Below are 25,491 nucleotides of genomic sequence, written 5' to 3' on the forward strand. Positions count from 1 at the left end.
GAAGCGTTCATGTCCGTGTGGGATGCGCGGTCAACACATCGATGATCCGCCGCGTTCCGGCTTCGATCCCCGCCTCGTATGCGCCCGCCTTGAAGCGGGGTACCATGTCCTCGCTGATGATGCGCGCGCAAAGCGGATTGCTCAGTGTGGCCTCAAGGCCCTTGCCGACTTCGATGCGGGTCTTGCGTTCGTTTGGCGCGACGATCAGCAGCACGCCGTCGTTGCGCGCCTTGTCGCCGATGCCCCAGCCGTTGCCAAGCGCGAGACCGAACTGCTCGATCGTCATGCCCTTGAGATCAGGGACGGTGACGATGACCATCTGGGGCCCCGCCTTCTGCTCCAGCGCGGCGAGCCGCTCGTCAAGGCTCTGGCGGGTGACTTCGGGGAGGAGCCCGGCGTTGTCGACCACGCGCCCGGTAAGGGCAATCGGGGCCTTGGGCCGCGTTGCCAGCTCCGCCTCGGCTGTGTTGCCCGCGCCGCACCCTGCCACGACCTGCGCAAGGGCGAGGGCAAGCGCGAACCCGAGGCGGCGCATGGCGCTAGGCCCCTCGGGCCCGAAGCCCTACTGGCCCGCCGCCTTGCTGGCCGGTGCGCCTGCGTTGTCGTTGGCCGCCGGGGCAGGCGCGGCCGGGCCATCGAAGCTCACCGTGGGGGCGGTATCGGCGCCCGGTGTGGTCGCGGCGAAGGGCACCATGGGCTTCGCGCCATAGACGACCTTGGCGGCGATGATCGCGGGGAAGGTGCGGATCGTGGTGTTGTAGGCCTGCACCGCCTCGTTGTAGTCGCGCCTCGCCACAGCGATGCGGTTTTCCGCGCCTTCGATCTGGCTCTGCAGCGTCTTGAAGTTGTCGTTGGCCTTGATGTCCGGATAGGCTTCGACCGAGGCGAGCAAGCGGCCGAGGCCCTGCGAAAGCTGCCCCTGCGCGGCCTGATACTGCGCCATCTTGTCCGGATCGGTCACGTCGGCGGCGGAGATCTGGATCGAGGTCGCCTTGGCGCGGGCCTCGGTCACCTTGACCAGCGTGCCCTGCTCGAAGTTGGCCGCGCCCTTTACCGTGGCGACGAGGTTCGGGATCAGGTCCGCGCGCCGCTGGTACTGGTTCTGCACATCGGCCCACTTGGCCTTGGCGGCTTCCTCGGCGGTCGGGATCGCATTCACCCCGCAGCCGGCAAGGCCGGCGGCAGCCATGGCGACGAAAGCGAAACGGGAAAAGCGGGCAAGCAGCGAAGCGGCCATCGAGATGTGTTCCCTCAAGATCTCCGGCGCGGATGCGGCGGGGTTGATCGCTCCTAGATGTAGCGGGTCCGGGTGGCGGTTCAAGGGCTGCCGGCATGTCGGGCTCGGCCCAATTCGGTGCATCCGCCCACTTGTTACAAAGGTTTGCAGATGGCACGAAGCAGATGGGTGAATATGCCTAACGGGAGAACAAGTGATGGGCATGATGGGAGAATTCAAGGACTTCGTTTCGCGCGGCAATGTGCTTGATCTCGCGGTTGGCGTGATCATCGGCGCGGCCTTCGGCAAGATCGTCACCTCGCTGACCGAGGACATGATCATGCCGGTGATCGGCGTTGTGACGGGCGGGGTGGACTTCACCAACAAGTTCGTGGTGCTGGGCAAGGTCCCCGATACCTACAAGGGCTCGCTCACCGACTATGCCGCCTTGAAGGCTGCGGGTGTGCCGATGCTGGGCTATGGCGCCTTCATCACTGCGGTCATCGGCTTCGTGCTAATGGCTTTCGTGATCTTCCAGATCGTGCGCATGGCCAACAAGATGATGCCGGCCAAGCCGGAAGCGCCGGCCGCGCCGGCCGGGCCGAGCGAGGTCGATCTTCTGACCGAGATCCGCGACGCGCTGAAGAAGGCCTGAGATCGGAAGGGGAAGGGGTATGCCCCTTCCCTTTCCTTCGCCGCGCTCCTATATCGGTTACGCCGGCTCAGGCCGGCTATGACGATAAAGTGTACCGTACAATAGGCGCAGCGGACCCGGGGGCGGTACCCGGCGGCTCCACCATCACCACCGGCTGAAACAGGTCGGGCTCTGTTGTCGCAGAGGTGTTGATGGGGCCGAACTAGGATCGACGTGTGTTGAAAAGCGGTGTTTTCGTCCGGGCTGAGTAACCCGTTAAAGGCTCAAAACCCACAAGTGCCAACGACAACGAAGCACTCGCTCTCGCGGCGTAATCTGACGGCTTAACGGCCTGATCTTACAAAGCTAAAGCGCGGTTGAACCCACCGGGCAACAGAAGGGAATTCAGCGGTTCGGAGGCGTACCGGGCAACAGAAACGCCTCCACTTTACTCATTGATCCAGATCGACCGTCACTGGCGCCGCGGCCGCCCTGGCCTCGCGCTCGTACTTCATCGCGTCCATGATCTTGGCGCCGGCCATGAACACGGCGAGGCAGCTTGCCAGGAACAGCAGCTTGCCGCCGAAGCCGGGATACTGCGCGAGATAGATGTGGCCGCGCTCGGCCGATCCCAGCGCCAGCGCGTAGATGATCGCGCTGGCCTCGAACCGGTTCTTGATCACGAACAGGCGGCTGATCTTGCGCAGCAAGGGGGTCTTCTTCTGGGTCACACCACCTCTTCCGCAACCTTCGTGCCAGATCAGCAATCACTGGGCTGCTGTGCACATCCTAACCTGCTCTTTGTAAAGCATGGCGACAGGCCTTGGTAAAGGCGCGCTTAACCCTCTGCCCTGCGGGGCGTATCGTTTCAGGTCAGTGCGGAAAGATCGAGCGCATCGAGCAGTGCGGCGCGCGCGGCGATCACGCTGGAAGCCAGCGAGTCGCGCCCGATATCCGCCGGGTCGATCTGCTCGGGCCAGGCTTTGGCAATCAGCATTTCCAGCATGTCTGCGCGCGCTTCGGTGAGGAGGAAGCGCGGATCGACGGTGGCAGGATCGGCGACAACGCGCAGGCGCAGGCAGGCGGGACCGCCGCCGTTGGCCATCGACTGGCGCACATCGACGGGCAGCACGCGGCGGATCGGGCCGTTGGATGCGAGCATGCCGTCGAGCCAGGCCCGCACGGCGGGGTGCTCCCAGGCTTCGAGCGGGATGACGAGGCCCATCTCGCCCGAGGGCAGGGTGAGGAGCTGGGCGTTGAACAGGTAGCTGGCGATGGCGTCCGTGAGGCTGACCGCGCTGGCCGGTACGATCACGATCTCGGCCTCCGGCAGTGCGGCGCGAATCGCGCCATAGGTGCACTCGGGATCGGCAAAGGCCTGCTCGTGGGTGAACAGCACGCGCTCGTTGGCGACGGCGACCACGTCGTTGTGGAAGGCACCGGCGGCGATGGCCTCAGCAGACTGCTCGACAAACAGGCAGCGCGCAGGGTTCAGGCCGTGAAGCCTGGCGACGGCGCGGCTGGCCTGTTCGTTCTGGCGGGCCGGGAAGGCACCGCCGGGCTTGCCGTAGACGAAGATTTCAAGACCCGGCGCGGCATGGTGCGTGCCCATGCGCATGTGGTTGGCTGCGCCTTCATCGCCGAAGCAGGCGGGCACCGCATCGTGGACGGCGAAGTGGGCGGTGTCGCTGAAGGCCAAGCGCAGCTGGCGCACGGTGTCGGGCCATTCCTGCGAACGGTGCGGCATGGTGACGAGGTTGGCGGCCGTCAGGTGGCAGCGCCCGTCTGCCGTATCAGGCGCGGGCGAGACAGTGGCGGCGTTGGCCGTCCACATCGAGCTGGCCGACCACGCCGCGGCGCGCAGCCGGCGTTCGGCTTCATCGGCAGGTTCGCCGATGCCGAGCGTGCCGAGGAAGGCGTGGTTGGGGCGCGGCAGCGGGCAGAGCAGGCCCTGCACGAGGCCGAGGCCCATGTTGTGGCGCATCTTGGCCACACCCTGCAGCGCGGCGGCGCGCGGGTAGGACACGGTGCCGCCGTGCTTTGCGGAGGCAAGATTGCCGAGGCTGAGCCCGGCGTAGTTGTGGCTCGGCCCGACGAGGCCGTCGAAGTTGATCTCGACCAGAGTGCTCATTGCGGGTTCCTTCAGCGCGCCACGTGCCACACGGTATCGCCGGGGCCGATGCCGAGCGCCTTGGCGGCGTCGGGATCGAGCGCAACGCCCGCTCCGTCCGGCGTGATGCGGGCAAAGCAGCAGCGGAAATCGGCGAGGCGGCCGGTTGCGACGAGCGCGCGGGTCGCGGTCTCGTCGGGCGGGCGGACTTCGGTGACTGGCACCGTCTTCGCATCGGCAATCGAGCGGACCCGATCGGTGCGCGCGGTCATCGTCGGGCCGCCGTCGAAGATGTCGAAATAGCCCTCGGCGGCGAAGCCTTCGGTCTCCAGCATGCGCATCGCGGCGCGGCCGCTGGGATGCGGGAGGCCGATGGCCGAGCGCGCGGTTTCGGGCAGCATGGCGATGTAGACCGGATGCTTGGGCATGAGGTCTGCGATGAACTGGTTGCCGTTGATCGCGTTGAAATAGTCGGCTTCCTGGAAGCTCATGCCGAAGAAGCGGCCGGCCACGCCATCCCAGAACGGCGAGCCGCCGCGCTCGTCGATCACGCCGCGCAGTTCGGCGAGGATGCGGTCGGCAAAGCGCCCCCGGTGCATTGCGATGAACAGATAGCGGCTGCGCGCCAGCAGCATGCCGAGCCCGCCTGCGCGCTCGCCGGGGTGGAGGAACAGGCCGCCGACTTCGCTCGAGCCTTCAAGGTCGGTGACGAGATTGAGCATTTCGGCGCGGAAGGTACGGCCGAGTTCCTTGGAATGCTGGGTCAGCGTTGCCATGCGGTAGGAATAGAACGGCCAGGTCTGCCCGACGCGGGTGAAGATCTGGCAGGTGCCCCGCACTTCGCGGGTGGCGACGTCCTCGAGGATGAGGACGAAGAGCTCGTCCTTCTGGGTCTCGGGATCGCCTTCCTCGCTGTTGGCGAAGGCGGCGGCGGCGCGTTCCAGCTTGGCGGTGAGCGCGCGGCGGTCGGGCGGGAGGTTGGTGAAGCCGCCGCCGGTGAGCTTGGCCATCTCGTACAGATGTTCGAGATCCGCGGCGCGGGCCGCGCGGATGACGTGGGTCACGGTGCTTATTCCCCTCCGGAAAGCCGGTGCAGCACGAGCGCCGACAGCGCGGCCCGCTCGGCCAGCGATGGCACGATCATGTATTCTGACGGCGAGTGGATCGCGCCGCCGCGCACGCCCATGGTATCGACGACAGGCACGCCGAGCGCGGCAATGTTGTTGCCGTCGCAAACCCCGCCGGAGCTTTGCCAGCGGATCGGCTGGCCGAGCGCGGCACCGCAGCGGCGGACAAGATCGAAGAGCCTTTCCGCTTCGGGCGTCAGCGGCTTGGGCGGACGGCTGATGCCGCCGTGGAGGTGGATGCTGACTTCATGCGCCAGTTCGACCTCACGCAACAGGGTGCCGATGGCGGCGGTGAAGCGCGCGGCGTCTGCCTCGCTGCGGGGGCGGATGTTGAAACGCAGGACGGCGTGATCGGGCACGACGTTGTTGGCCGAGCCGCCGTCGATGCGGGCGGGGTTGATGGCCAGGCCGTCTCCCTGCAGCGCCTTGAGGCCGAGCGCGAGATCGGCTGCGGCGACCACGGCGTTGCGGCCGTCCTGCGGGTTGCGGCCGGCATGGGCGGAGCGGCCGGTGACGATCGCGCTGTAGTTTCCGCTGCCGCCGCGCGCGCCGGCCAGCGTGCCGTCCGGGAGGGCCGAGGGTTCGTATGTAAGCGCCGCCGCCTTGGCGCGCGCCAATTCGGCGATGAGGGGCGCGGAAGCGAGGCTGCCGGTTTCCTCGTCCGAGTTGATCAGCACATCATAGCCGACCGACGCGGCCTGCGGGCTTGCCTCGAACGCTTTCAGCGCGGCGAGGATGACGGCGATGCCGCCCTTCATGTCGGCCGTGCCGGGGCCGCCGAGAGTTTCCGCATCGAGCCAGGTGAGCGACTGGAACGGGTGGTCCGCCGGGTAGACGGTGTCCATGTGGCCGGTCAGGAGATAGCGACGCCCAGCCTCCGGGCGGACCGAGAGGACCACGTGCGCGCCGTGTCCGATCTCGACCGCGCGGCCATCGGCGGCGATGGCTTCGACCGGCGCGGGCGGCGCGAGGCGCACGTCGCCGGGCAGCGCCGCGAAGGCATCGGCGAGGAGCGCGGCCTGCTGCGCGAGGCCGGCGAGGTTGCGGGTGCCGGTGTTGATGGGGCACCACGCCTCCACCTGCTGCAGCATGGCAGCGGCGTCGATCCCCTCGACGAGGGCGGCCTCGGTGGCGGCAAGCGTTCCCATCGCCGACCGCTCTAGCCTGCCCGCGCGCCGGGGTGAACCCCCGCGCCGCAGGATTGTTTCATCCGCAACCGGTGCGCGGGCAGAGGCCCTCAATTTAGGTCAGGTTGACACGGTTGACACAGTCCTGAGGGAAAACTGCCGGGCCCGGGTCCGGCAGGTGCAAGCGGCTGGAATGAAGGGAAAATCCGGGAGCAATGCGGCGCGGCGGGAGGCATGGACGCCTTATGTCAGGTTCGGGCCTTGTAGGAAAATATCAGGCCGTGAGCACCCGCGCGATGGCCACGAAATCGGCAACGGCCAGCGTTTCGGCGCGGCGCTGGGAGTCGATGCCGAGGGCTTCGAGGGCATCGAGCGCGCCGGGGAGGCCCTTGAGCGATTGGCGCAGCATCTTGCGGCGCTGGCCGAAGGCGGCCTCGGTCACGCGCTCGAGCATGCGGGCAGAGACGCCCTCCGGCATGGCGGCGGGCTCGACGTGGATGATCGCCGACATGACCTTGGGCGGCGGGGTGAAGGCGCTGCGGTGGACGCGCATGGCGATGCGGGGTTTGCTGCGCCACTGGGCGAGGACGGCGAGGCGGCCATAGGCATCGCTGCCGGGTGCGGCGACGATGCGTTCGGCGACTTCCTGCTGGAACATCAGCGTGAGGCTGCGCCACTGCGGCGGCCAGCCTTGCCCGGAGAGCCAGCCGGTGAACAGCGCGGTGCCGACGTTGTAGGGGAGGTTGGCGACGACGTGCCACGGTGCGTCGAACAGCTCTGCGGGCGCGATCTTCATCGCATCGCCCTCGATCACGCGGAGCTGGCCGGGGAACGCTTCGGCCAGTTCGGCGAGTGCGGGCAGGCAGCGGCGGTCCATCTCGATCGCAGTGACGTTTGCCCCCCGGCGCAGGAGCGCGCGGGTAAGGCCGCCGGGGCCGGGGCCGACTTCGAGGACGTTCTCGCCCTTGAGATCGCCTGGCACCGTGGCGATGCGGGCGAGGAGCTGTTCGTCGAACAGGAAATTCTGGCCGAGCGCCTTGGTGGCGATGAGGCCGTGGCGCTGCACGACATCGCGCAGGGGAGGGAGGTCGGGAAGGCTCATCCGGCGGTGGCCCGGCGCGCGGCGCATTCGCCGGCCATGCGGATCGCGGCCACGGTGGCGCCGGGACGGGCGGTGCCGGTGCCGGCGATGCCGAAGGCGGTGCCGTGATCGGGCGAGGTACGGATGATCGGCAGGCCGAGCGTGACGTTCACCCCCTCATCGAAATCGAGCACCTTGATCGGGATGAGCGCCTGATCGTGGTACATGCAGATCGCCGCGTCATACGTGGCGCGCGCTTCGGCATGGAACATCGTGTCGGCGGGCAGCGGGCCCCGCGCGTCGATTCCGGCGGCCTTCAGCGCGGCGACGGCGGGGGCGATGACCTCAGCATCCTCGTGGCCCATGCGGCCATCCTCGCCGGCGTGGGGATTGAGCGCGGCCACGGCAAGGCGGGGGTTGGCAACGCCGAAATCGCGGGTGAGCGCCGCCGCCGCGATGGCGGATCGGCTGCGGATGAGCTCGGTGCTGAGCAGGAACGGCACATCGCGCAGCGCGACATGGACGGTGACGGGAACGACGCGCAAGTTCGGCCCGGCGAGCATCATCACCGCGTTTTCCGGCGTGATCCCGCAGGCTTCGGCCACGAATTCGGTTTGGCCCGGCTGGTTGAAGCCGATGCGGGCAAGGCGGCTCTTGGCGATGGGGCCGGTGACGAGCGCAGCAGCCGCGCCCTGCTTGACGAGGCTCGTCGCGACTTCGAGCGCGCGCAGGGCGAGCGCGGCCCCCGCATCGTCGGGCTGGCCCGGCGCCCAGGGCGCGGTGCCGACATCGAGCACAGGCAGCGCGTGGGGAAAGACGGCGGCGGCTTCATCGGGCGCGGCGATGGCGACGACGGGAATGGCAAGGCCCCGGCTCCGCGCGGCGGCCTCGATCAGATCGCGGTTGCCCACGGCGAAGAACGGCGGGAGCCCTTCCGCTTCCCGCTGGGCCCATGCGGCGGCGATCAGCTCGGGGCCGACGCCGGCGGGATCGCCAAGGCTGATGGCGAGGGGTAGAAGCGGGATGCGGACGGTCATGGCGCGGCTCTAGCAGAGCCGGGCGGCGAGCGAGAGGGTATAATGCCTCAGTTGTATTCGATCACCGCATCGCGGCGCAGGTCGCGCAGGTAGGTCTGGGCGCGCTTGTTCACGCGGTCGTCTTCCATCTGCGACTGGAGCTGCTCGAAGTTCGGGCCGCTTTCGACCTTGGGATCATCGCGGCCGCAGAGCATGAGCACGCGCACGCCATCCTCGATCGAGCCGAACGGCGGGGTGGTTTCACCCACCGAGAGCTTGAGGATCGTTTCCTGCAGCGCGGTGGGCAGATCGCGCACGCGGATCTGGTCGTTGGCGACGACAGTGGCCCCGAGCGCGACCCCGGCGGCATCGGCCGCGCCGCAGCCCTTGATGGTCTTGACCGCAGCGGCGAAGGCCGAGGCCTTGCCGGCGGCTTCCTTTTCAGGCGTGCCCTTGGGGAAGGCGATCGAGATCTGCTTGAGGCTGAGCACCGCATCGCGCGGATCGGCGGTGAGGACCTGGCGCTTGTCGATCAGGTAGAGCAGCGAATAGCCCGAGGCGAGCTCGATCGGGCCGACGAGCTGACCCGGCGACATCTGCGCGGCGGGGGTGGAGAGTTCGGGCGGGAGCTGGGCGAGGCGGATCCAGCCGAGATCGCCCCCGACCGAGGCGCTGGAGGATTGCGAATACTGGCGCGCATAGGCGACGAAGCTGCCGCCGCCCTTCAGCTGTTCGAGGATCTTCTGCGCATTGGCGAGGACCTGCGGCTTGGTTTCCTGCGTGGCGGCGAGGTAGATTTCGCCGATGCGGTACTCCTCGGTGCCCTTGGCGGCCTTGAGCCGGTCCATCATTTCGCGCACTTCGCCGTCCGACACGTTGATGAACGGCTGGACGTTGCGGCGCAGCAGGCGCTGCCACGCGAGTTCGCCCTTGATCTGGCGCTTGAGCGAGCCCGAGGACGAGCCGATCCCGGCGAGATACTTTTCGAGCGCGGCAGGGTTCTGGCCGAAATTCTGCTGCGCGACGCGTTCGAAGGTCTGGGTGACCTCTCCCTCGTCGATCTCGATGTTGGCGGCCTTGGCTTCCTGGATCTGCAGCGTCTCGTCGATCAGGTTGCGCAGGACCTGCAGGCGCAGGCGCTCCAGTTCCTCCGGCGGAACCTTGCCGCCATTGGCGCTGACGATGAGCGCGAGGCGCTGGTCGACATCGGTGCCGGTGATGATCTCTCCGTTGACGATCGCGGTGGCGCGGCGGAGGTGGGGATCGGCCTTGCCGAAGATGGTGGGATTGGCCGGCAGGTTGAGCGCGCTGGCGGGCGCGGACACGGACGTATCGTCAGCCGGATCGAGCAGGGTCTGCGCGTGCGCGAGCGGGGCCACGACGGGGGCGATGACAACGGCCAGAGCGCCCAGCCCGAGCGCGGCGCGCGGGGCGAGGGAAAGCAAACGAAACCCGGTCTTCATGGCAGTACGATATTCCTGTCTTTCGGCTCCGCGTGGCGCAAGCGCCGAACGGTCATCACGCCGCCGCTACCTCGCATGGTCCGGCTGAACCCGAGGTGAGTGGCGCGGCGATAGCCCGATTGCAACGACGATGGAAGCGAAACGGAGGAAAAGTCCGGAGCGGACCGGGCTACCGTACCCCGAGCCCCTTGAACGCGATGTTGAACTGGACGGTGCTGCCGCGCCGGGCATCGCCGTTGGTGATGTAGTCGCGCCGCCAGGTGAGGGCGAGATCGAGGCAATCGTCGTCATAGGCAAAGCCGAGGCGGTGGCGCAGCATCTGGAAACCGTCCTTGGTCTTGGTCGGATCGTCCACCCGGCTGGTGAGGTTGGCGACGGCCGAGCCGAACACCGACCAGCGGCGGGCAAAGGCCACGCGGCCGGACAGGCGCAGCTCCTCGCGGTCGCGCAGGTCCTCGAACGTGGCGGGAATATCGCGGTTGAGCCGCAGATAGCCGATCTCGGCATACGTGCGGTGATTACCGATGGTGGCGTCGAATTCGTTGCGCCTCAGCTTCAGGCTGTCCTTGTCGAGCCGGAAGCGGTGGGTGAACTGGACGATATCGCGGAAGCGCAGATCGGTGCGGCCGACGATATCGGACGCGCGCGAGGAGAGGCCCGTGCCATCGGGCAGCAGGGTCTTCTGGGTGGAGAGCCGGTAGGACTGGCCGATCGTGGTCATCACCCGCCAGCCGGGGCGGGTGAGCTGCCAGTCCGCGCCGTAGGTGACGCGCACGCCGTCCTCTATGCGGTCGTAGCCGGGGAAGCGGTTGAGCGCGAAGAGGTTGGAATCCTCAAGTTCCACCGAGCGCGAATCCTCGTTGGGGATGGCGAGGTTGCGGATGTGCGGGATGGCGACGAGCTGAACGCGCGGGGTGAGCACCTGCGTGCCGCCGAGCGCCGCGCCGATCAGCGGCCACTTGATGTCGACCGCGGCGGTGGCGATGCCGCGGCCCTGCCAGCCGGGGACCCCGCGATAGAACGCGTTGGTGGTGAGATCGTTCTGCAGCGAGTGGTAGACATCGCCGCGCGCGAGGGCGGTGAAGGTGATTTCCTGGCCGAGGCCGGTGATCGTGCGCAAGTCCCACTGCGCCTTGGCGAAGGCGCGCTGGGTATCCTGCCCGCCGGGGCGGGTGAGCGCGAGGCTGTTGACCTGCAGTTCGAGCGTGCCGCCGATGGCCGGCGGGACGAGCCGGCGGCGGTATTCGAGTGCGGGCAGCGCGATGGGGACGAGGCCCTGCCGGTCGCCGCTGCGCAAGGTCTGCACCGCCCAGCCGGCAAGGCTGAAGTAGCTGTTCGCGTCGATCCGTTCGAGCGCGATGGTCGAACGCAGGCGGTCGTCGCGGCTGATATCGTAGCGGCGCAGGAACGTGCGGTCGCTGGCATAGCGGCCGTAGCCGGTAAGGCTCCAGTTCTCGCCGAGCTGGAAGCGGCCGTTGGTTTCGAAATAGCCGCGGAAGACCTGCTCCTGCGCCTTCGGGTCGGTGGCGGAGCCGCCGATGTTGATGCGCTTGGACCGCGTGAGATAGCCGGTGACCTGGAAGGCGCCCTTGTCGGTCAGCTGGCGATAGCGCGCGGAGACCATCGGCAGCGCGGCGGTATAGAGATAGCCGGTGACCGCGAGGTCCTTGTTGTCTGCAAGGCGCCAGTAGTAGGTGTCGTTGATTTCGATCCCGTTGGCCGCGCTGAAGCGGAAATCGGGGATCAGGATGCCGCTTTCGGCCCGGAAGTCGGACGTGTGGGCAAGGCCGGGCAGCGGCACGAGCGGCAGGCCGAACACCCGCAGCAGCGCCCCCTTGTAGTGCACGCGCTGCTGGCGGGCATCGTAGGTGACGGCGACAGCGGTGACTTCCCAGCTCGGCTTCTTGGTGCAGCCGTCCGAATCCTCCACCGAACAGCCAGAGAAGGCGGCGTTATGCAGCACCATGTTGCCATTGGCCGAGCGTTCGCCGCTGCGTGCCGCAAGGCGGCCGCCCTGACGCAGGACGAGCAGGAGATCCTCGATCGCGCCGGCCTTGAGCTGGTCGGTGAGCTCCACCTTGTCGGTATAGAGAACGTTGCCGCCATCATCGACGAAGCGGATGTTGCCGCTGGCCTCGATCAGGCCGGACTTGCGGTTCCACGTGACGACATCGGCGCGGACGGTCTGCGCCGCGCGCTGCAGGATGACGTTGCCGGTGGCGGTGACGGTTTCCGCATCGCTGGCATAGGTGACGCGATCCGCCTGGAAGCGGATGGCGGCCCCTGCGCTTGCCTCCTCGGGCAATGGCGACGTGGGCGTGGCCGCGGGTGCCGGCGTGGTCTGGGCGTGCGCCTGGACGAAGCCCAGCGCCAGCGCGCCGATCACCGCGAGGACCGGGCGGATCGGGGCGACGCGCGCACGCCGCAAGCATCGGGACAAGGCTTGCGGCAGGGGCCGCGGGGGGGCTCGCATGGCCTTGCCTATCGCACCGGTGCCGCTTAACTGCAAACCCACAATTCGCCTCGGGTGCCGACCGGCCGCGAGGTGTGCCCCATTTTCGGCAGGAGCCTCTCATGATCATCCAGTTTGCCACAGCCGATACGGCCCTTCCCCGCCTTGTAGCGCAGCTGGTGGCGCAGGACGGCCTTGCGGCGGACGCCGATGTGCTGGTGCGCGAGGCGGCCGCGGCCGCGCGCTTTACGGGCAAGGCGGGGCAGCTGTTCGAGGCGATGGTGCCGGCGGGTGACGGGGTCGCGCGGCTGGCTTTTGCCGGGATCGGCGAGCCGGGCGCGGCGGGCCGCACGGCTGCGCTGGAGCGTGCGGGCGGGGGCCTGACGGCCCGGTACCTCACTTCCGGCGAGACCGAACTGGCCATCGACTTTGCCGGCAGTGGCCTCAATGCAGAGGAAGCGGCTGCCGTGCTCCTTGCGGCGCGGCTGCGCGCATGGCGGCATGATGTCTACCGCACCAAGCTGAGCGACGAGCAAAAGCCCTCGCTGGCGAAGATCGTGGCGGTCGCCGCGCCCGAGGGCACCGAGACGCTGTGGGAAACCGAGGCGGCGATTGCCGAGGGCGTGGAGTTTACCCGCGAGCTGGTGACCGAGCCGGCCAACGTGATCTATCCGGCCAGCTTCGTGGAGCGCTGCAAGGCGCGGCTCGAAGGCACCGGCATCGAGATCGTGGTGCTGGGCCGCGACGAGATGAATGCGCTTGGTATGGGCGCGCTGCTCGGCGTGGCGCAGGGTTCGGTGCGCGAGCCCAAGATCATCGCCATGCGCTGGAAGGGCCGCGCGGGCACGAAGCCGACCGCGTTTGTCGGCAAGGGCGTGACTTTCGACACCGGCGGCATCTCGATCAAACCGGCGGCGGGCATGGAAGACATGAAGTGGGACATGGGCGGCGCGGCGGCGGTGGCCGGCACGATGCTCGCGCTGGCGCGGCGGAAAGCCCAGGCAGACGTGATCGGCGTGTGCGGCCTCGTGGAAAACATGCCCGACGGCAATGCGCAGCGCCCGGGCGATGTCGTCACCACGATGTCGGGCCAGACGGTGGAGGTGATCAACACCGACGCCGAAGGCCGCCTCGTGCTGTGCGATGCCGTCACGTGGGTGCAGAAGGAATATGCCCCCGCCACGATCATCGACCTTGCCACGCTGACCGGCGCGATCATCATTTCGCTCGGCCATGAGCACGCGGGCATGTTCAGCAACGACGACCTGCTGGCGGGCCAGCTCGATGCAGCCGGCAAGGCGAGCGGCGACATGCTGTGGCGCTTCCCGCTGGGGGCGGCCTACGACAAGCTGATCGACAGCCCGATTGCCGACATGAAGAACGTGGGGCCGCGCTATGGCGGCTCGATCACCGCGGCACAGTTCATCCAGCGCTACGTCGACAAGGGCGTGGCCTGGGCGCATCTCGACATCGCGGGCACGGTGTGGGTCGAAAAGGCCGGCGCGACGCACGACAAGGGCGCGACCGGCTTCGGCGTGCGGCTGCTCGATCGCTACGTGCGCGACGTGCTGGAAGCCTAAAATGCCCAAGATGCGCCGCAAGGCGGACTTGCCGAGCAAGCTCTGCGCCGCCTGCGGCCTGCCCTTCACCTGGCGCAAGAAGTGGGAACGCGATTGGGACAACGTGAAGTTCTGTTCGGATCGCTGCCGCTCGGGGAAGGGGAAGGCGGGATGATCTGGTCGCGGCGCGGGGTTCTTGCCGGGGCGGGCGGAATGGCGGCGCTGGCGGCCATGCCGCTGAAGGGCGCAGCGCCGGGCGGCCTCGCCGATGCGGCGGTGCCGATCACGCCGGCAGAGCGCATGGCGCGCATTGCCAAGGTGCAGGGGCTGATGGCCGAGCAGCGGATCGCCGCATTGCTCGTCGAAAGCGGCACCACCCTGACCTACTTCACCGGCATTCGTTGGTCGCGGTCGGAGCGGATCACGGCAGCGGTGATTCCCGCGACCGGCCAGCCCATCGTGGTGACGCCGTTTTTCGAAGCGCCTTCGGTGAAGGAAACGCTGGCGGTGCCGGCGGACCTGCGGACGTGGCACGAGGATGCGAGCCCCTTTGCGCTGATCGCCGACGCGCTGAAGGGCCGTCCCGGGCCGGTTGCCGTGGAACAGACGACGCGGGCGTTCATTACCGAGGGGCTGGCGCGCGAGGGCAGCTTTGCGGTGGTTTCGGGCGCGGCTCTGGTGAACGCCTGCCGGCAGATCAAATCGCCTGCCGAACTGGCGCTCATGCAGCGGGCCAATACGATCACGCTCGCCGCGATGCGCGAGGCGCATGGCGCGGTGCGCGCAGGCATGACGGCGGCGGATATCGGCGCGCTCGTCGAGAAGGCGACCGTACGGCTGGGGGCGACGAGCGACTTTGCGCTGGTGCTGCTGAATGAGGCAAGCGCCTATCCGCATGGGTCGCATAGCCCGCAGACAGTGCACGAGGGCTCTGTGGTGCTGATGGACTGCGGCTGCGTGGTTGAGGATTATCAATCGGATATCTCGCGCACCTTCGTGTTCGGCGAGCCGACGGCGCGGCAGCGCAAGGTGTGGGACACGGTGCGACGCGGGCAGGACGCGGTGTTCGGCGCGGCGAAAGTGGGCACGCCCGTCAGCGCGCTCGATGCGGCGGTGCGCCGGTTTTACGAGAGCGAGGGTTGGGGCCCGGGCTTTGTGCTCCCCGGCCTGCCGCACCGCGCGGGGCACGGGATCGGGATGGACGGGCACGAGAGCCCCTACCTTGTCGGAAGCGATCAGACGCCGTTGGCGCCGGGGATGTGCTTTTCGAACGAGCCGGGGCTTTATACGCCGGGTGCGTTCGGGGTGCGGCTGGAGGACTGCTGGGTGATGACCGAGGCGGGCCCGAAGAGCTTCACGCCGCTGGCCCGCTCGCTCGACGATCCGATCTGAGGCGGCGGTGCGGGTCGATTTCTATCAGCTTTCGCGCGATCCGGTGGAGCTTGTTCTGCCAAAGCTGGCGCAAGGCACGCTGGGCGCAGGCGAGCGTCTGCTGCTGGTTGCGGAGGATGCCGAGCAGCTTGGCCGGATCAGCGAGGCGCTGTGGACGCGGCTGCCCGAGAGCTTCCTCGCGCACGGGATGGCGGGCGGCGAGCATGACGCGCGCCAGCCGATCCTGCTCAGCCATGAGCCCGTGCCCGCCAACGGCGCGCGCTATCTGGCGCTGGCGGACGGGGTGTGGCGCGAGATGGAGAATGCGGCGCGCGTGTTCCTGCTGTTTCCGCCCGAGCGGATCGACGATGCGCGCGCCACCTGGCGGATGCTGGGGCAGCGCGATGGGGCAGAACGCAAATACTGGCGGCAGGACGGCGGGAAGTGGCTGGAGGGGCCGCGCTGACGCCCACAACCTTGCAGTGCAGCACAAACCCCGCTAGGGGCGCGGCCAACCGAAAGCCTCCCCCATACGCAAGGAACATCCCATGGCGGTTACCCGCACCTTTTCGATCATCAAGCCCGATGCCACGCGCCGCAACCTGACCGGCGCGGTCACCAAGATGCTCGAGGAAGCCGGCCTGCGCGTCGTCGCCTCGAAGCGCATCCACATGAGCCGCGAGCAGGCCGAGGGCTTCTACGCCGTCCACCGCGAGCGCCCCTTCTTCAACGACCTCGTTGAATTCATGATCTCGGGCCCGGTTGTGGTGCAGGTGCTGGAAGGCGAAAACGCCATGCAGCGCAACCGCGACATCATGGGCGCGACCAACCCCGCCAACGCCGAGCCCGGCACGATCCGCAAGGAACTGGCCGAATCGATCGAAGCCAACACCGTCCACGGTTCGGATTCGGACGAGAACGCCGCGATCGAGATCGCCTACTTCTTCAAGCCGGAAGAAATCGTCGGCTGATCTGCCGCGCGCAGGTTGCTATAGCAGGGGCCGCCGGAGCGATCCGGCGGCCTTTTGCGTTTCGGGAGAGAGCAGGCGATGCTGGGGATGGGGGACGGGTCTTGCCCGTTCGAGTTCAATTTCGATCCCGCCACGTTCAAGGTGGGCGATCATGTCAGCTATCGCGTGACGGGGAGCCTCGAGGGCATGCCGTTCGTGGGCACCTTGCTGGAGGTGCATGACGACCACGTGGTGATCTCGCCCGGTGAGAGCGAGCCCGAGGCGCGCTATCGCGGCACGCGCGAAGACCGGCCGGTGGTGGATATCAGCGAGATCTAGGCCGGGCTGGGCTGCCGGGCATACCAGCGGCCCAGCATCCAGGCCATGGCGCCGATGGGGGCGAGGCCGAGCAGGATCGGCAGGCGGAAATCTGCACCGCCCGCGAGCAGGGCAGCGGCGGTGAGGCAGGCGGCGGAGCAGCCGAGGTCCCAGCCGCCTTCGGTCGCCATCGAGAAGCGCAGCACGCAGGGGCCCTGCCGCGCCATGGCATAGAGCGGGGCAAGCATGGCGGTGCTGGTCATCGGCACGACCAGCGCGCCGAGTGCGGTTGCGGCGACGGCGAGCAGCGGATGGCCGAGCGCGGTGCCCTTGACGGCGAGGGCGAGCGCGGCGGCGCCATAGGCGATCACGAGCGAATGGCTGGGGCGGCCGCCATCGATCAGTCGGCCGACAAGGAGCCCCCCGGCGGCTGCGGCAACCCCGGCGGCGGCCATGGCGGCGCCGAACTGGTCGAAATGCTCACCCAGCGAGGCGAACAGCGCGAGGTTCCAGATCACCACCGCGCAGCCCGAATGGAAGCCTTCGTTGAAGTAGAGTCGGCGCGCATAGGCCGCGACGCCGGGTTCAAGCGCGGCGGCGGGGTCGATCGCGGGATTGGGCGCGCCGAGCAGCGGCAGGGCGCTGGCCAACTGCAGCGCGGTGATCACGGCGAAGGCCGCGCCGGGTCCGCCATGCGCGAGGAGCAGTCCGCCGAGCGCGGGGGCCGCGATGCCGACGAGCGCGCTGGTCGCCTGCTGCATGCTGATCTGCTGGCCGCCGCGCCCGGTATCGGTGAGCGCCGGAAGGAAACCGTGCCATGCCGTCCAGTAGAGCACGCTGCCAAGGCCGCTGACGGCAAGGAACAGCGCGAGCAGCGGGCCGACTTCGTGGACCAGCGGCAGGAGCGCGAAGCTGACGGCGCGCACGGCGATGCCGATCAGGAGGACATTGCGCACGCCCACCCGCACCGCCAGCGGCAGGATCACGCCGCGCAGCGCGAGCCGCGAGAGGACGATCAGCGCAAAGCTCGCGAGGGCGGCCGGGAAGGAAAAGCCGCGGCTGACGAGAAAGCCGGCGATGAAGATGCCGCCGCCCGCTTCGACAAACGATTGCAGCGCGGAGTGAAGGTAGAGCCGGTGCAGCGGAGAAAGCGGGGGTCGGGGCATGGGCGGCTCCGGCAGCAGGGGAGGCAGCTGCGATCAGAATTCCATCATTGCCGCAAGTCTGCGCGGCGCCACGGCCAGCCACGAGCGGCGCAGCCATTCGGCAATGTCGTCCCAGTCCACGTCGCCGAGGTCAAGACGAATACCTATCCACCCGTCGCCGAAATAGGCCGGGCGGAAGAAGCGTTCAGGATCCGATTCGATGAGCTGTTCCTGCTCGTCGGCCCCGCTGATCTTGACGAGGAGGGCGTTGCGCCCATCATGGTGGTGGTTGCTGGTGACGTAGGCGAACTTCTTGCCCTTGATGATGCCGAAGCAGGCCATACCGTGGCTCAGGCTTTCCTCCGCTTCGGGGAGTTGCATCGCCCGTTCGCGGACCCGCGCGGTGAGCCATTCGGGATCGGTTTCGCGCGTGACGAGTTCGGCGAGGCAGCGCGCGTAGAGCTGGTGCTCGGCGAAGAGGACGCGCGCGGCAAGCGTATCCGGCGTATCACCGGGCAGGATCGCGACGGGGATCTGGCCGAGGATGGGGCCTTCATCGAGATCGGCGGTGACGAGGTGGACGGTGCAGCCGGCGTGGCTGTCACCCGTCGCAATGGCGCGCTCGTGGGTGTGGAGGCCGGTGTATTTCGGCAGAAGCGAGGGGTGGATGTTGACCATCCGCCCTTCCCAGCGCCCCACGAATTCGCCCGTGAGGATGCGCATATAGCCGGCAAGCGCAATCCACCGCGCGCCGGCGCGGCGGACGGCGGCGTCCATCGCTGTGTCATGCTCGGCGCGGGGCAAGCCCTTGTGGGGGAGAACGAAGGTGGGGACGCCCTCCGCTTCGGCCAGTTTCAGGCCGCCCGCTTCGGGGTTGTTGGAGAGAACGAGGACGATCTCGAACGGGCAGGCGGCAAGGCGGCTGGCATAGAGCAGCGCGGCCATGTTGGTGCCGCTGCCGGAGATGAAGACGGCGACTTTGGCGCGGTCAGCCAATGTGGACGGCCTCCCATGCGGCGCGGGCGGACCACGCCTCCGCGCTGCCGAAGACGGTGCAGCCCTTTTCGCCGGCGACGATCTCGCCCACCGTGAAGGCGGTTTCGCCTGCTGCGGTGAGATCGGCGATCAGGCTTGCGGCTTCGTCTGCCGCCACGGCGAGGATCATGCCGACACCGCAGTTGAAGGTGCGGGCCATTTCCTCGGGCTCGATCTGGCCCTGCGCCTGCAGGAAGGCCATGAGGCGCGGCTGCTCCCAGGTGTCGGCATCGATGCGCGCGTGGAGGCCCCTCGGCAGGACGCGGGGCACGTTTTCAAGGAGGCCGCCGCCGGTGATGTGGGCCAGCGCGTGGATGCGGCCCGATCTGATGAAGGGCAGCAGGCTCTTCACATAGATGCGGGTGGGCTCGATCAGGTGGTCGATCAGCAGGCGCTCGTTGTCGAACAGGGCAGGGCGGTCGAGCTTCCAGCCCTTGTCGGCGGCGAGGCGGCGCACCAGCGAATAGCCGTTGGAGTGGACGCCCGAGGAGGCGAGGCCGATCAGCACATCGCCTTCCGCCACGCGGTCGCCCGTCAGCTGCTCGCCGCGCTCGACCGCGCCGACGCAGAAGCCCGCAAGGTCGTAGTCGCCGGGCGCGTACATGCCGGGCATTTCCGCCGTCTCGCCGCCGATCAGCGCGCAGCCGGCCATGCGGCAGCCTTCGGCGATGCCGGCAACGACCCGCTCGGCAACGCCCGTATCGAGCTTGCCGGTGGCGAAATAATCAAGGAAGAACAGGGGCTCGGCACCCTGAACGATGAGATCGTTGACGCACATGGCGACCAGATCGATGCCGATGGCGTCATGCCGGTCATGGTCGATGGCGAGCTTGACCTTGGTGCCGACGCCGTCGTTGCCGGCGACCAGCAGCGGGTCCTTGTAGCCGGCGGCCTTCAGATCGAAGAACGCGCCGAAACCGCCGAGTTCGGCGTCCGCGCCGGGGCGCGCTGTCATCCGCGCGAGCGGGCCGATCGCCTTGACCAGCGCGTTGCCGGCGGCGATGTCTACCCCCGCCTGGGCGTAGGAATAGGACTGCGAAGTTTCGTCGGTTGAAGTCATGGGCGAGGCGACTAGCGCTTTCCCGCTTGGATTTCCACTTGCCTTTGGGCAAAAGCGCGGCATTCGGAAAAGATGCAGCGCAAGGCCTGCGTTCCCAGATGGAGTTACCTTGGCCGCTCTGCGCCCGACCTTGCCCGACCTGACGTTCCTGCCGGATCTGAGCCGCAAGGCGCGCCTCGCGCTGCTTGCGGGGCTGGGCCTTGTGCTGGCCGGCGGCGGCGCGGCGATCTATGCGCAGATCGAGGGTGACCGCGGCATCCCGCCGATTGCCAGCAACGGCGATTTCGAAGTGAGCGGGATCGAGGTCAACACTACCGGCAAGACCGCCGAGGAAGCCCGCGCCAACGGCTGGAAGCAGGCGCAGCGGCTGGCGTGGGAGAAGCTGTGGAAGTCCAACGGGCTGGGCGGCGGAAATGCCCCGGCGCTGGATGATGGCACCATCGACGGCATGGTCTCGGCCGTGGTGGTGGGACAGGAGCAGATCGGCCCGCACCGTTATATCGCGACACTGGGGGTGATCTTCGACCGCGCGCGGACCAGCGGCTACCTGGGGATGCAGGGCCAGATCGCGCATTCCGCGCCGCTGCTGGTGATCCCGGTGCTGATCGAGGGCGGGGTGACCTCGGTGTTCGAGACGCGCACGCCCTGGCAGAAGGCCTGGGCGGAGTTCCGCACCGGATCGAGCGTGATCGACTATGTGCGCCCCAGCGGTGCGGGCGCGGATTCGCTGCTGCTGACGGCGGGGCAGATCAGCCGTCGCAGCCGCAACTGGTGGCGGCTGGTGCTCGATTCGTTTGGCGCATCGGATGTGATCATGCCGATCGCGAAGCTGGAGCGCAGCTGGCCCGGCGGGCCGGTGCGCGGCGTGTTCACCGCGCGGCGCGGACCGGACAACCTGTTCCTCGGCAGCTTTGAACTCACGGCGCCGAGCGAGGACAAGCTGCCCGCGATGCTGGCCGAGGCGATCCGCAGGCTCGACGGTCTTTATGCGGGCGCGCTGGCGGCGGGACAGCTGGCGCCTGATCCTTCGCTTTCGATGCGGCCCGATCTCGATCCCGCGCTGGTTGAGAGCATTGTCGCCAAGCTGGGGCCGGTGCCGACCGCGACGACCGCGGCGGCGGGGCCCGATGCCGCCGCGACAACGGCCGCGGTGCCGACCACAGTGGTCACCGTGCAGTTTGTGACGCCCGATGCGGCGGCGGTCGATGCGGGCATGGCTGCGGTGCGACGGGTCGATGGCGTGAAGGAAGCGGCCACGACCAGCCTGGCGATCGGTGGCACTTCGGTGATGCGGGTGACCTTTGCCGGCGATATCGACGCGTTGGCGGCGGCCTTGCGCGCGGGGGGCTGGCGCGTGACCCAAGGGGCCGGCGCGCTCAGCATCCGCAAGTAGGCAGCGTGCAGCGGTGAGCCAGATTGCCCTGCCTCTCGTGACGGCAGCCCATGCCGATGTCGTGCTGACGGGCCCGTCGCTGGAGCCCGTGCTGGCGCTCCTTGCGAGGGCGGCGGAGTGGCCTTATCGCGCCGCGGTGCTGACCGGGCCGCCGCGCTGCGGCAAGAGCCTGCTGGCGCGGTGGTTTGCCGCAAGCGGACTGGGCGATGTGCTGGACGATGCCGACAGCCTGCCTGAAGACGCGGTGTTTCACCGCTGGAACCGGGCGCAAGCAGATGGCCGGCCGCTCCTGATCGTTTCGAACAAGGCACCGGGCACATGGAAGGTCGCGCTGCCCGATCTCGCCTCACGGCTCGGTGCGGCGCTGATGATCGAGATCGGCGCGCCCGACGATGCCTTGCTGCGCGGGCTGGTCGAGGCGCATGCGGCGCGGCGCGGCCTTGCGCTGGGCGAACCGGTGCTGGCCTATATCCTGCCCCGGCTGGAGCGCAGCCATGCCGCGGCCGAGGCGCTGGTCGAAACAATCGACCGCTTGTCCCTTGAGCGCAAGGCTGCGATCACCATATCGCTGGCGCGCGATGCGCTGGCCGAACGGGTGCATGGGGTGCCCGAGGCCGAGCGGCAACCTAGGCTTCTCTAGGCGCGCTTGCCTTGGGGGCCCAATCGGGGGTATCTGCGCGCATGTTCGACCGCCTTGTCGCCTATCTGGACTCGATCCGCGCCCGTGACCCTGCGCCGCGCTCGCGTTGGGAAATCCTGCTCTATCCGGGGCTTCACGCGGTTGGTTTTCACCGCGTCGCGCACTGGCTGTTCGCGCGGCGGATGTTTTTCCTCGCGCGGTTCGTCAACCATCTGGCGCGCTTCCTGACCGCGATCGACATCCATCCGGGCGCGAAAATCGGGCGGCACCTGTTCATCGACCACGGCTTTACCGTGATCGGGGAAACAGCCGAGATCGGCGATAACGTGACGATCTACCAGTGCGTGACACTGGGCGGGACGAACCCGGCCAATGGCGTGCCCGGCAAGCGCCACCCGACGCTGAGCGACAATGCGATCATCGGTTCGGGCGCGCAGATTCTGGGCCCGATCACCGTGGGTCCGCGCGCGCGCGTGGGCGCCAATGCCGTGGTGACCGAGGACGTGCCCGAGGGCGCGACCATGGTCGGCCTCAAGGCGCGCTCGACGCTGGTTCCGGTCGAGACCTGGCTCAAGGACTTCATCCCCTATGGCACACCCTGCAAGGAGCCCTGCGAGCCGACAGGCGGCAGTCGGGTGGACGAGCTTGAGGCCGAAGTCGCGCTGCTGAAGGCGCAGGTCGCGGCGCTGCTCGAGCGGCAGGATGCAAGCACTGACGCGCCCGCGCCGGTCGATGGCGGCAACCGGCGCAGGAGCCGCAACTGAGCGTGCAGGGCGGAGCCGATGCGGGCGGTTTCGGCCCGGGTGTGCTGCCATTCCCGCAAGTCCGCACCGAGCCGCAAGTCGGTTTCGAGCGGCCCGAACTCATGCGGATACTCGATCTCTATGGCCGTATGGTCGCCGCCGGCGAATGGCGCGACTATGCGATGAGCTTCGGCAAGGATGCGGCGAGCTTTGCCGCGTTCCGGCGCACGGCAGAGCGCCCGACGGCGCGGATCGAGAAGCGCCCGGCGCTGCGGGCCAAGCAGGGCATGTGGACGCTCTATGGCGAGGCGGGCCAGGTGCTGAAGCGCGGGCACGAGCTGGCGGGGGTGCTTTCCGTGCTCGAGCGCAAGCTGCTGAAGATCGTCGAGGATTGAGGCGGTTTCTCGCGCTGGCTGGTTTGCTGGCGCTGACCGCTTGCGATGCCGCCCCTGCCGGACAGCACAAGGCCGCCGGCGGCACGCCGTTTCTGCGCGTGGTCTATCGCGATGGCGATGCCGAGATGGTGCTGATGGTGCCGGAAAAGGGCGGGCAGATCAGTGCGCGCGGTGATTGCGCGGCGCCGCTGCTGATCGATGCCCGTACGGGCGCGGTGCGCGTGCTGGACGAGGGCGAAGTGCAGGCGCGGCTCAAGACGATGCAGCTGGCGGGGGCAACGCGCGGCGCGTGCCCCCGCTAGCGAGACGTCAGCGCTTCATCGCAGCCTGAAGCTGGACGAGGATCGCCTGGCTCTGCTCGGCGCCCGACTGGGGCACGAAATCGCCGGTGCGGTCCGAAATCTGGTCCCAGTGCGCGGCGAAGTCTTCGACCGAGCGCGCATTGTGCGGGAGCAGGACAGGCTTGTTCATCGTGACCCACGCCGAGTGATAGGCGCCCGCACCCGCGCCGACGATGGCGTTGCTGGGGGCATCGTCCGAGACGAGGAAGAGCGCTGCGGGGACGACGTTTTCCGGGCCGAACAGCTTGAAGGCTTCCTCGGGGAAGATGTCCTCGGTCATGCGCGTGGCGGCGACGGGCGCCAGCGTGTTGACCTTGATGTTGTTCTTCGCGCCTTCGAGATAGAGCGTCTTGGTAAGGCCGGCGAGGCCGAGCTTGGCCGCGCCGTAGTTGGCCTGGCCGAAATTGCCGAACAGGCCGGTCGAGGAGGCGGTCATCAGGATGCGGCCGTAGTTCTGCTCGCGCATCAGATCCCAGCAGGCCTTGGTGGCGAAGGCCGAGCCGATGAGGTGGACCTTCACGACCATCTCGAAATCGGCCGGGTCCATCTTGGTGAAGCTCTTGTCGCGCAGGATGCCGGCATTGTTGATGAGGACGTGGACGCCGCCCCACTTTTCCTTGGCCTTGGCGACCATCTCGGCCATCTGCTCGAATTCCGTGACCGAGCCGCCGTTCGACATGGCTTCGCCGCCCGCGGCCTGGATTTCCTCGACGACCTTGAGCGCGGCGTCCGAATGGCCGGTGCCATCGCGCGCGCCGCCGAGATCGTTGACGACGACCTTCGCGCCGCGGCGGCCGAGTTCAAGCGCATATTCACGGCCGATGCCGCCACCCGCGCCCGTGACGATCGCGACCTTGTCCTTGAATGAAATGCTCATGGCAAAGCTCTCCCTCACGCCCTAACCGGGCGGTTAATTGTGCAGCCGATGCCATGGCGAATTGCCCTTGGCAACACCGGTATCAGGCGATGCGGTGGACCCAGCCGTGGGTATCGGCCGCTTCGCCGCGCTGGATCGCGACGAGGCGCTGGCGCAGTTTTTGCGTAAGCTGGCCGGGGCCACCGCTGCCGATCGTGAAGCTGTCGGCGCTGCTCGTGACCTTGCCGACCGGCGTGACCACCGCAGCGGTGCCGCAGGCGAAGGTTTCGGTGAGCTTGCCCGAGACCGCATCGGCCTGCCACTGGGCGAGCGAATAGCGTTCCTCGCGCACGGTGAGGCCTTCCTCGCGCGCCAGCCGGATCAGGCTTTCGCGGGTAATGCCAGGCAGGATCGTGCCGCCGAGCGGAGGCGTGACCATCGTGCCATCGGCGAACACGAAGAACAGGTTCATGCCGCCCAGTTCCTCGATCCACTGGCGCTCCACCGCATCGAGGAAGAGCACCTGATCATGCCCGCGCGCGAAGGCTTCGGCAGTGGGGACGAGGCTTGCCGCATAGTTGCCGCCGCACTTGGCCGCGCCGGTGCCGCCCGGCGCGGCGCGGCTGTAGTCGCTGACCCAGAGCGACACGGCGGGCGCGCCCGACTTGAAGTAGTTGCCGGCGGGGCTGGCGATGACGAGGAAGCGGTACTGCTTCGACGGGCGCACGCCGAGGAAGGCCTCGCTCGCGAACATGAAGGGGCGCAGATAGAGCGAGCCGCCCTCGACGGTGGGGAACCAGTCCTGGTCGGCCTTCACCAGTTCTTCGACGGCAGCCACGAACAGGCCTTCGGGCAGCGTGGGCATGGCAAGGCGCGTGGCCGAGGCGTTGAAGCGCGCGGCGTTGGCTTCTGGCCGGAACAGGGCGATGCCGCCATCGGCGAGGCGATAGGCCTTCAGCCCTTCGAAGATTTCCTGCGCGTAGTGAAGGACGGCGGCGGCGGGATCGAGCGGGATCGGGCCATAGGGCAGGACTTCGGCGCTGTGCCAGCCCTTGCTCTCGTCATAGCTCACCGAGACCATGTGATCGGAAAAGGCAGTGCCAAAGCCCGGGTTGGCGAGGATTTGCGCGCGCGCTTCGGCCGCCATCGGTGCGGGATGGGCCTGGTGGGCAAAGGCAAGCGGTGCGGCGGTAGCGGGCGTCGCCATCGGGGCGGTCCTTCGGGATTGTTGGTTCTTGCGACGCGCCGTGAACGATTATTGCGCAAATGGCAAGTCAATTGGAACAAATGTGAAGGGCCGCTTCCGGCAATCGGAAGCGGCCCTTCGCATGGTCAGCGGCCGGAAGTGCCGCCCACGGTGCCTTTATCGCTTGAACAAACTAGCGATAATGCTCCGCGATGCGCAATGCCGACCCCTCTGCTGAACCATGAGACATCGGATCACCTCCTTTCGCGCTGT

At 68.1% G+C, this 25,491-nt stretch carries 27 protein-coding genes and 1 other RNA gene; 13 read left to right on the plus strand and 15 right to left on the minus strand.

Translation table 11 applies throughout. The features are described from left to right. Positions 1–7 precede the first annotated feature (7 nt). Both AQZ52_RS07535 and AQZ52_RS07540 read right to left on the minus strand, forming a co-directional pair. Positions 8–535: a TPM domain-containing protein gene (locus tag AQZ52_RS07535; RefSeq protein WP_067908027.1), complete on the minus strand. Its 528-nt coding sequence runs from the start codon at positions 533–535 to the stop codon at positions 8–10. A gap of 27 nt (positions 536–562) precedes the next feature. Beyond that, on the minus strand, positions 563–1,189 hold the full coding sequence (locus AQZ52_RS07540) for a LemA family protein (RefSeq protein WP_240481546.1): 627 nt from the start codon (positions 1,187–1,189) through the stop codon (positions 563–565). A gap of 250 nt (positions 1,190–1,439) precedes the next feature. On the opposite strand from AQZ52_RS07540, the gene mscL reads away from it, so the two are divergent. Together mscL and ssrA are read left to right on the plus strand one after the other, a co-directional pair. Further along, positions 1,440–1,871, plus strand: a complete 432-nt coding sequence (mscL, locus tag AQZ52_RS07545; RefSeq protein WP_067909638.1) for a large conductance mechanosensitive channel protein MscL — start codon at positions 1,440–1,442, stop codon at positions 1,869–1,871. A 22-nt stretch (positions 1,872–1,893) separates the two neighbouring features. Then, positions 1,894–2,258: a transfer-messenger RNA gene (ssrA, locus tag AQZ52_RS07550) on the plus strand. A gap of 44 nt (positions 2,259–2,302) precedes the next feature. On the opposite strand, the gene AQZ52_RS07555 is transcribed toward ssrA, so the two are convergent. The 8 genes from AQZ52_RS07555 to AQZ52_RS07590 form a co-directional block, all read right to left on the minus strand. Then, positions 2,303–2,560: a hypothetical protein gene (locus AQZ52_RS07555; protein WP_067909641.1), complete on the minus strand. Its 258-nt coding sequence runs from the start codon at positions 2,558–2,560 to the stop codon at positions 2,303–2,305. Between the two features lie 158 nt (positions 2,561–2,718). After that, a complete protein-coding gene (locus tag AQZ52_RS07560) occupies positions 2,719–3,981 on the minus strand; it encodes an N-succinylarginine dihydrolase (protein ID WP_067909644.1) in 1,263 nt (420 codons plus the stop codon). A gap of 11 nt (positions 3,982–3,992) precedes the next feature. Next, positions 3,993–5,024 carry an arginine N-succinyltransferase gene (locus AQZ52_RS07565; RefSeq protein WP_067908031.1) on the minus strand — a complete coding sequence of 344 codons (1,032 nt, stop codon included), beginning with the start codon at positions 5,022–5,024 and terminating at the stop codon, positions 3,993–3,995. 5 nt (positions 5,025–5,029) lie between these two features. Further along, positions 5,030–6,235: a hydrolase gene (locus tag AQZ52_RS07570; protein WP_067908034.1), complete on the minus strand. Its 1,206-nt coding sequence runs from the start codon at positions 6,233–6,235 to the stop codon at positions 5,030–5,032. Positions 6,236–6,488: 253 nt separating this feature from the next. After that, positions 6,489–7,316 (minus strand): 16S rRNA (adenine(1518)-N(6)/adenine(1519)-N(6))-dimethyltransferase RsmA, encoded by an 828-nt coding sequence (gene rsmA / locus AQZ52_RS07575; RefSeq protein WP_067909647.1) that lies wholly within the window; start codon positions 7,314–7,316, stop codon positions 6,489–6,491. Beyond that, the gene (gene pdxA, locus AQZ52_RS07580) at positions 7,313–8,332 is read right to left on the minus strand and encodes a 4-hydroxythreonine-4-phosphate dehydrogenase PdxA (RefSeq protein ID WP_067908037.1); all 1,020 of its coding nucleotides are present in this window, start codon (positions 8,330–8,332) and stop codon (positions 7,313–7,315) included. Before pdxA ends, rsmA begins: the two co-directional genes overlap by 4 nt. A 47-nt stretch (positions 8,333–8,379) precedes the next feature. Then, positions 8,380–9,774, minus strand: a complete 1,395-nt coding sequence (locus AQZ52_RS07585) for a peptidylprolyl isomerase (protein ID WP_067908040.1) — start codon at positions 9,772–9,774, stop codon at positions 8,380–8,382. 169 nt (positions 9,775–9,943) lie between these two features. Continuing rightward, entirely contained in the window at positions 9,944–12,247 is a 2,304-nt protein-coding gene (locus AQZ52_RS07590) for an LPS-assembly protein LptD (RefSeq protein ID WP_067908043.1), read from the minus strand. A 101-nt stretch (positions 12,248–12,348) separates the two neighbouring features. Between AQZ52_RS07590 and AQZ52_RS07595 the strand changes: the two genes are divergently transcribed. The 6 genes from AQZ52_RS07595 (at position 12,349) to AQZ52_RS07615 (ending at position 16,445) form a co-directional block, all read left to right on the plus strand. Next, on the plus strand, positions 12,349–13,806 hold the full coding sequence (locus AQZ52_RS07595) for a leucyl aminopeptidase (RefSeq protein ID WP_067908045.1): 1,458 nt from the start codon (positions 12,349–12,351) through the stop codon (positions 13,804–13,806). A 1-nt stretch (position 13,807) separates the two neighbouring features. After that, a complete protein-coding gene (locus AQZ52_RS18125; RefSeq protein ID WP_082697619.1) occupies positions 13,808–13,960 on the plus strand; it encodes a DUF2256 domain-containing protein in 153 nt (50 codons plus the stop codon). Beyond that, positions 13,957–15,177, plus strand: a complete 1,221-nt coding sequence (locus AQZ52_RS07600; protein ID WP_067908048.1) for a M24 family metallopeptidase — start codon at positions 13,957–13,959, stop codon at positions 15,175–15,177. The genes AQZ52_RS18125 and AQZ52_RS07600 overlap by 4 nt, the downstream gene beginning before the upstream one ends. A 7-nt stretch (positions 15,178–15,184) precedes the next feature. After that, complete coding sequence (locus tag AQZ52_RS07605) at positions 15,185–15,622, plus strand: DNA polymerase III subunit chi (RefSeq protein WP_067908050.1); 438 nt, start codon at positions 15,185–15,187, stop codon at positions 15,620–15,622. Between the two features lie 82 nt (positions 15,623–15,704). Beyond that, positions 15,705–16,127, plus strand: coding sequence for a nucleoside-diphosphate kinase (gene ndk / locus AQZ52_RS07610; RefSeq protein ID WP_067908053.1), 423 nt, complete (start codon positions 15,705–15,707; stop codon positions 16,125–16,127). Positions 16,128–16,205: 78 nt separating this feature from the next. After that, positions 16,206–16,445 (plus strand): hypothetical protein, encoded by a 240-nt coding sequence (locus AQZ52_RS07615; RefSeq protein WP_067908056.1) that lies wholly within the window; start codon positions 16,206–16,208, stop codon positions 16,443–16,445. Here AQZ52_RS07615 and AQZ52_RS07620 read toward each other — a convergent pair. From AQZ52_RS07620 to purM, 3 genes are read right to left on the minus strand one after another with little or no spacing between them, the layout of a single operon-like run. Continuing rightward, positions 16,442–17,590: a hypothetical protein gene (locus tag AQZ52_RS07620; RefSeq protein ID WP_067908059.1), complete on the minus strand. Its 1,149-nt coding sequence runs from the start codon at positions 17,588–17,590 to the stop codon at positions 16,442–16,444. The two genes, AQZ52_RS07615 and AQZ52_RS07620, sit on opposite strands and share 4 nt — an antisense overlap. A 33-nt stretch (positions 17,591–17,623) precedes the next feature. After that, positions 17,624–18,565, minus strand: a complete 942-nt coding sequence (gene purN, locus AQZ52_RS07625; RefSeq protein WP_082697620.1) for a phosphoribosylglycinamide formyltransferase — start codon at positions 18,563–18,565, stop codon at positions 17,624–17,626. Continuing rightward, the gene (gene purM / locus AQZ52_RS07630) at positions 18,558–19,664 is read right to left on the minus strand and encodes a phosphoribosylformylglycinamidine cyclo-ligase (RefSeq protein ID WP_067908062.1); all 1,107 of its coding nucleotides are present in this window, start codon (positions 19,662–19,664) and stop codon (positions 18,558–18,560) included. The genes purN and purM overlap by 8 nt, the downstream gene beginning before the upstream one ends. 109 nt (positions 19,665–19,773) lie before the next feature. Between purM and AQZ52_RS07635 the strand changes: the two genes are divergently transcribed. Genes AQZ52_RS07635 through AQZ52_RS07655 form a run of 5 tightly spaced genes read left to right on the plus strand, consistent with a single transcriptional unit; the run spans position 19,774 to position 23,137 of the window. Further along, entirely contained in the window at positions 19,774–21,057 is a 1,284-nt protein-coding gene (locus AQZ52_RS07635) for a heavy-metal-associated domain-containing protein (RefSeq protein ID WP_169793723.1), read from the plus strand. A gap of 13 nt (positions 21,058–21,070) precedes the next feature. After that, positions 21,071–21,697, plus strand: a complete 627-nt coding sequence (locus AQZ52_RS07640; protein WP_067908064.1) for an HdaA/DnaA family protein — start codon at positions 21,071–21,073, stop codon at positions 21,695–21,697. 41 nt (positions 21,698–21,738) lie between these two features. Then, a complete protein-coding gene (gene epsC, locus AQZ52_RS07645) occupies positions 21,739–22,461 on the plus strand; it encodes a serine O-acetyltransferase EpsC (protein ID WP_067908067.1) in 723 nt (240 codons plus the stop codon). 2 nt (positions 22,462–22,463) lie between these two features. Beyond that, the gene (locus AQZ52_RS07650) at positions 22,464–22,835 is read left to right on the plus strand and encodes a DUF2794 domain-containing protein (protein ID WP_420806444.1); all 372 of its coding nucleotides are present in this window, start codon (positions 22,464–22,466) and stop codon (positions 22,833–22,835) included. Then, positions 22,832–23,137 (plus strand): hypothetical protein, encoded by a 306-nt coding sequence (locus tag AQZ52_RS07655; RefSeq protein ID WP_067908069.1) that lies wholly within the window; start codon positions 22,832–22,834, stop codon positions 23,135–23,137. The genes AQZ52_RS07650 and AQZ52_RS07655 overlap by 4 nt, the downstream gene beginning before the upstream one ends. 7 nt (positions 23,138–23,144) lie before the next feature. Here the strand turns inward: AQZ52_RS07655 and AQZ52_RS07660 are convergent, their stop codons facing one another. Further along, complete coding sequence (locus AQZ52_RS07660) at positions 23,145–24,053, minus strand: SDR family NAD(P)-dependent oxidoreductase (RefSeq protein WP_067908072.1); 909 nt, start codon at positions 24,051–24,053, stop codon at positions 23,145–23,147. An 82-nt stretch (positions 24,054–24,135) separates the two neighbouring features. Further along, complete coding sequence (locus AQZ52_RS07665) at positions 24,136–25,239, minus strand: branched-chain amino acid aminotransferase (protein ID WP_067908075.1); 1,104 nt, start codon at positions 25,237–25,239, stop codon at positions 24,136–24,138. Positions 25,240–25,491: the final 252 nt, after the last annotated feature.

Origin of the sequence: Novosphingobium fuchskuhlense (genome assembly GCF_001519075.1) — a bacterium.
GTDB classification, from domain to species: Bacteria; Pseudomonadota; Alphaproteobacteria; order Sphingomonadales; family Sphingomonadaceae; genus Novosphingobium; species Novosphingobium fuchskuhlense.

Excerpts from the sequence above, each read along its gene's own strand:
- AQZ52_RS07600 (WP_067908048.1), top strand. The coding sequence starts at position 13,957 with ATGATCTGGTCGCGGCGCGGGGTTCTTGCCGGGGCGGGCGGAATGGCG.
- AQZ52_RS07590 (WP_067908043.1), bottom strand. The coding sequence starts at position 12,247 with ATGCGAGCCCCCCCGCGGCCCCTGCCGCAAGCCTTGTCCCGATGCTTG.
- pdxA (WP_067908037.1), bottom strand. The coding sequence starts at position 8,332 with ATGACCGTCCGCATCCCGCTTCTACCCCTCGCCATCAGCCTTGGCGAT.
- mscL (WP_067909638.1), top strand. The coding sequence starts at position 1,440 with ATGATGGGAGAATTCAAGGACTTCGTTTCGCGCGGCAATGTGCTTGAT.
- purM (WP_067908062.1), bottom strand. The coding sequence starts at position 19,664 with ATGACTTCAACCGACGAAACTTCGCAGTCCTATTCCTACGCCCAGGCG.
- AQZ52_RS07595 (WP_067908045.1), top strand. The coding sequence starts at position 12,349 with ATGATCATCCAGTTTGCCACAGCCGATACGGCCCTTCCCCGCCTTGTA.
- AQZ52_RS18125 (WP_082697619.1), top strand. The coding sequence starts at position 13,808 with ATGCCCAAGATGCGCCGCAAGGCGGACTTGCCGAGCAAGCTCTGCGCC.
- rsmA (WP_067909647.1), bottom strand. The coding sequence starts at position 7,316 with ATGAGCCTTCCCGACCTCCCTCCCCTGCGCGATGTCGTGCAGCGCCAC.
- AQZ52_RS07570 (WP_067908034.1), bottom strand. The coding sequence starts at position 6,235 with ATGGGAACGCTTGCCGCCACCGAGGCCGCCCTCGTCGAGGGGATCGAC.
- AQZ52_RS07540 (WP_240481546.1), bottom strand. The coding sequence starts at position 1,189 with ATGGCTGCCGCCGGCCTTGCCGGCTGCGGGGTGAATGCGATCCCGACC.
- AQZ52_RS07620 (WP_067908059.1), bottom strand. The coding sequence starts at position 17,590 with ATGCCCCGACCCCCGCTTTCTCCGCTGCACCGGCTCTACCTTCACTCC.
- AQZ52_RS07660 (WP_067908072.1), bottom strand. The coding sequence starts at position 24,053 with ATGAGCATTTCATTCAAGGACAAGGTCGCGATCGTCACGGGCGCGGGT.
- AQZ52_RS07560 (WP_067909644.1), bottom strand. The coding sequence starts at position 3,981 with ATGAGCACTCTGGTCGAGATCAACTTCGACGGCCTCGTCGGGCCGAGC.
- AQZ52_RS07585 (WP_067908040.1), bottom strand. The coding sequence starts at position 9,774 with ATGAAGACCGGGTTTCGTTTGCTTTCCCTCGCCCCGCGCGCCGCGCTC.
- ndk (WP_067908053.1), top strand. The coding sequence starts at position 15,705 with ATGGCGGTTACCCGCACCTTTTCGATCATCAAGCCCGATGCCACGCGC.
- AQZ52_RS07615 (WP_067908056.1), top strand. The coding sequence starts at position 16,206 with ATGCTGGGGATGGGGGACGGGTCTTGCCCGTTCGAGTTCAATTTCGAT.
- AQZ52_RS07535 (WP_067908027.1), bottom strand. The coding sequence starts at position 535 with ATGCGCCGCCTCGGGTTCGCGCTTGCCCTCGCCCTTGCGCAGGTCGTG.
- epsC (WP_067908067.1), top strand. The coding sequence starts at position 21,739 with ATGTTCGACCGCCTTGTCGCCTATCTGGACTCGATCCGCGCCCGTGAC.
- AQZ52_RS07665 (WP_067908075.1), bottom strand. The coding sequence starts at position 25,239 with ATGGCGACGCCCGCTACCGCCGCACCGCTTGCCTTTGCCCACCAGGCC.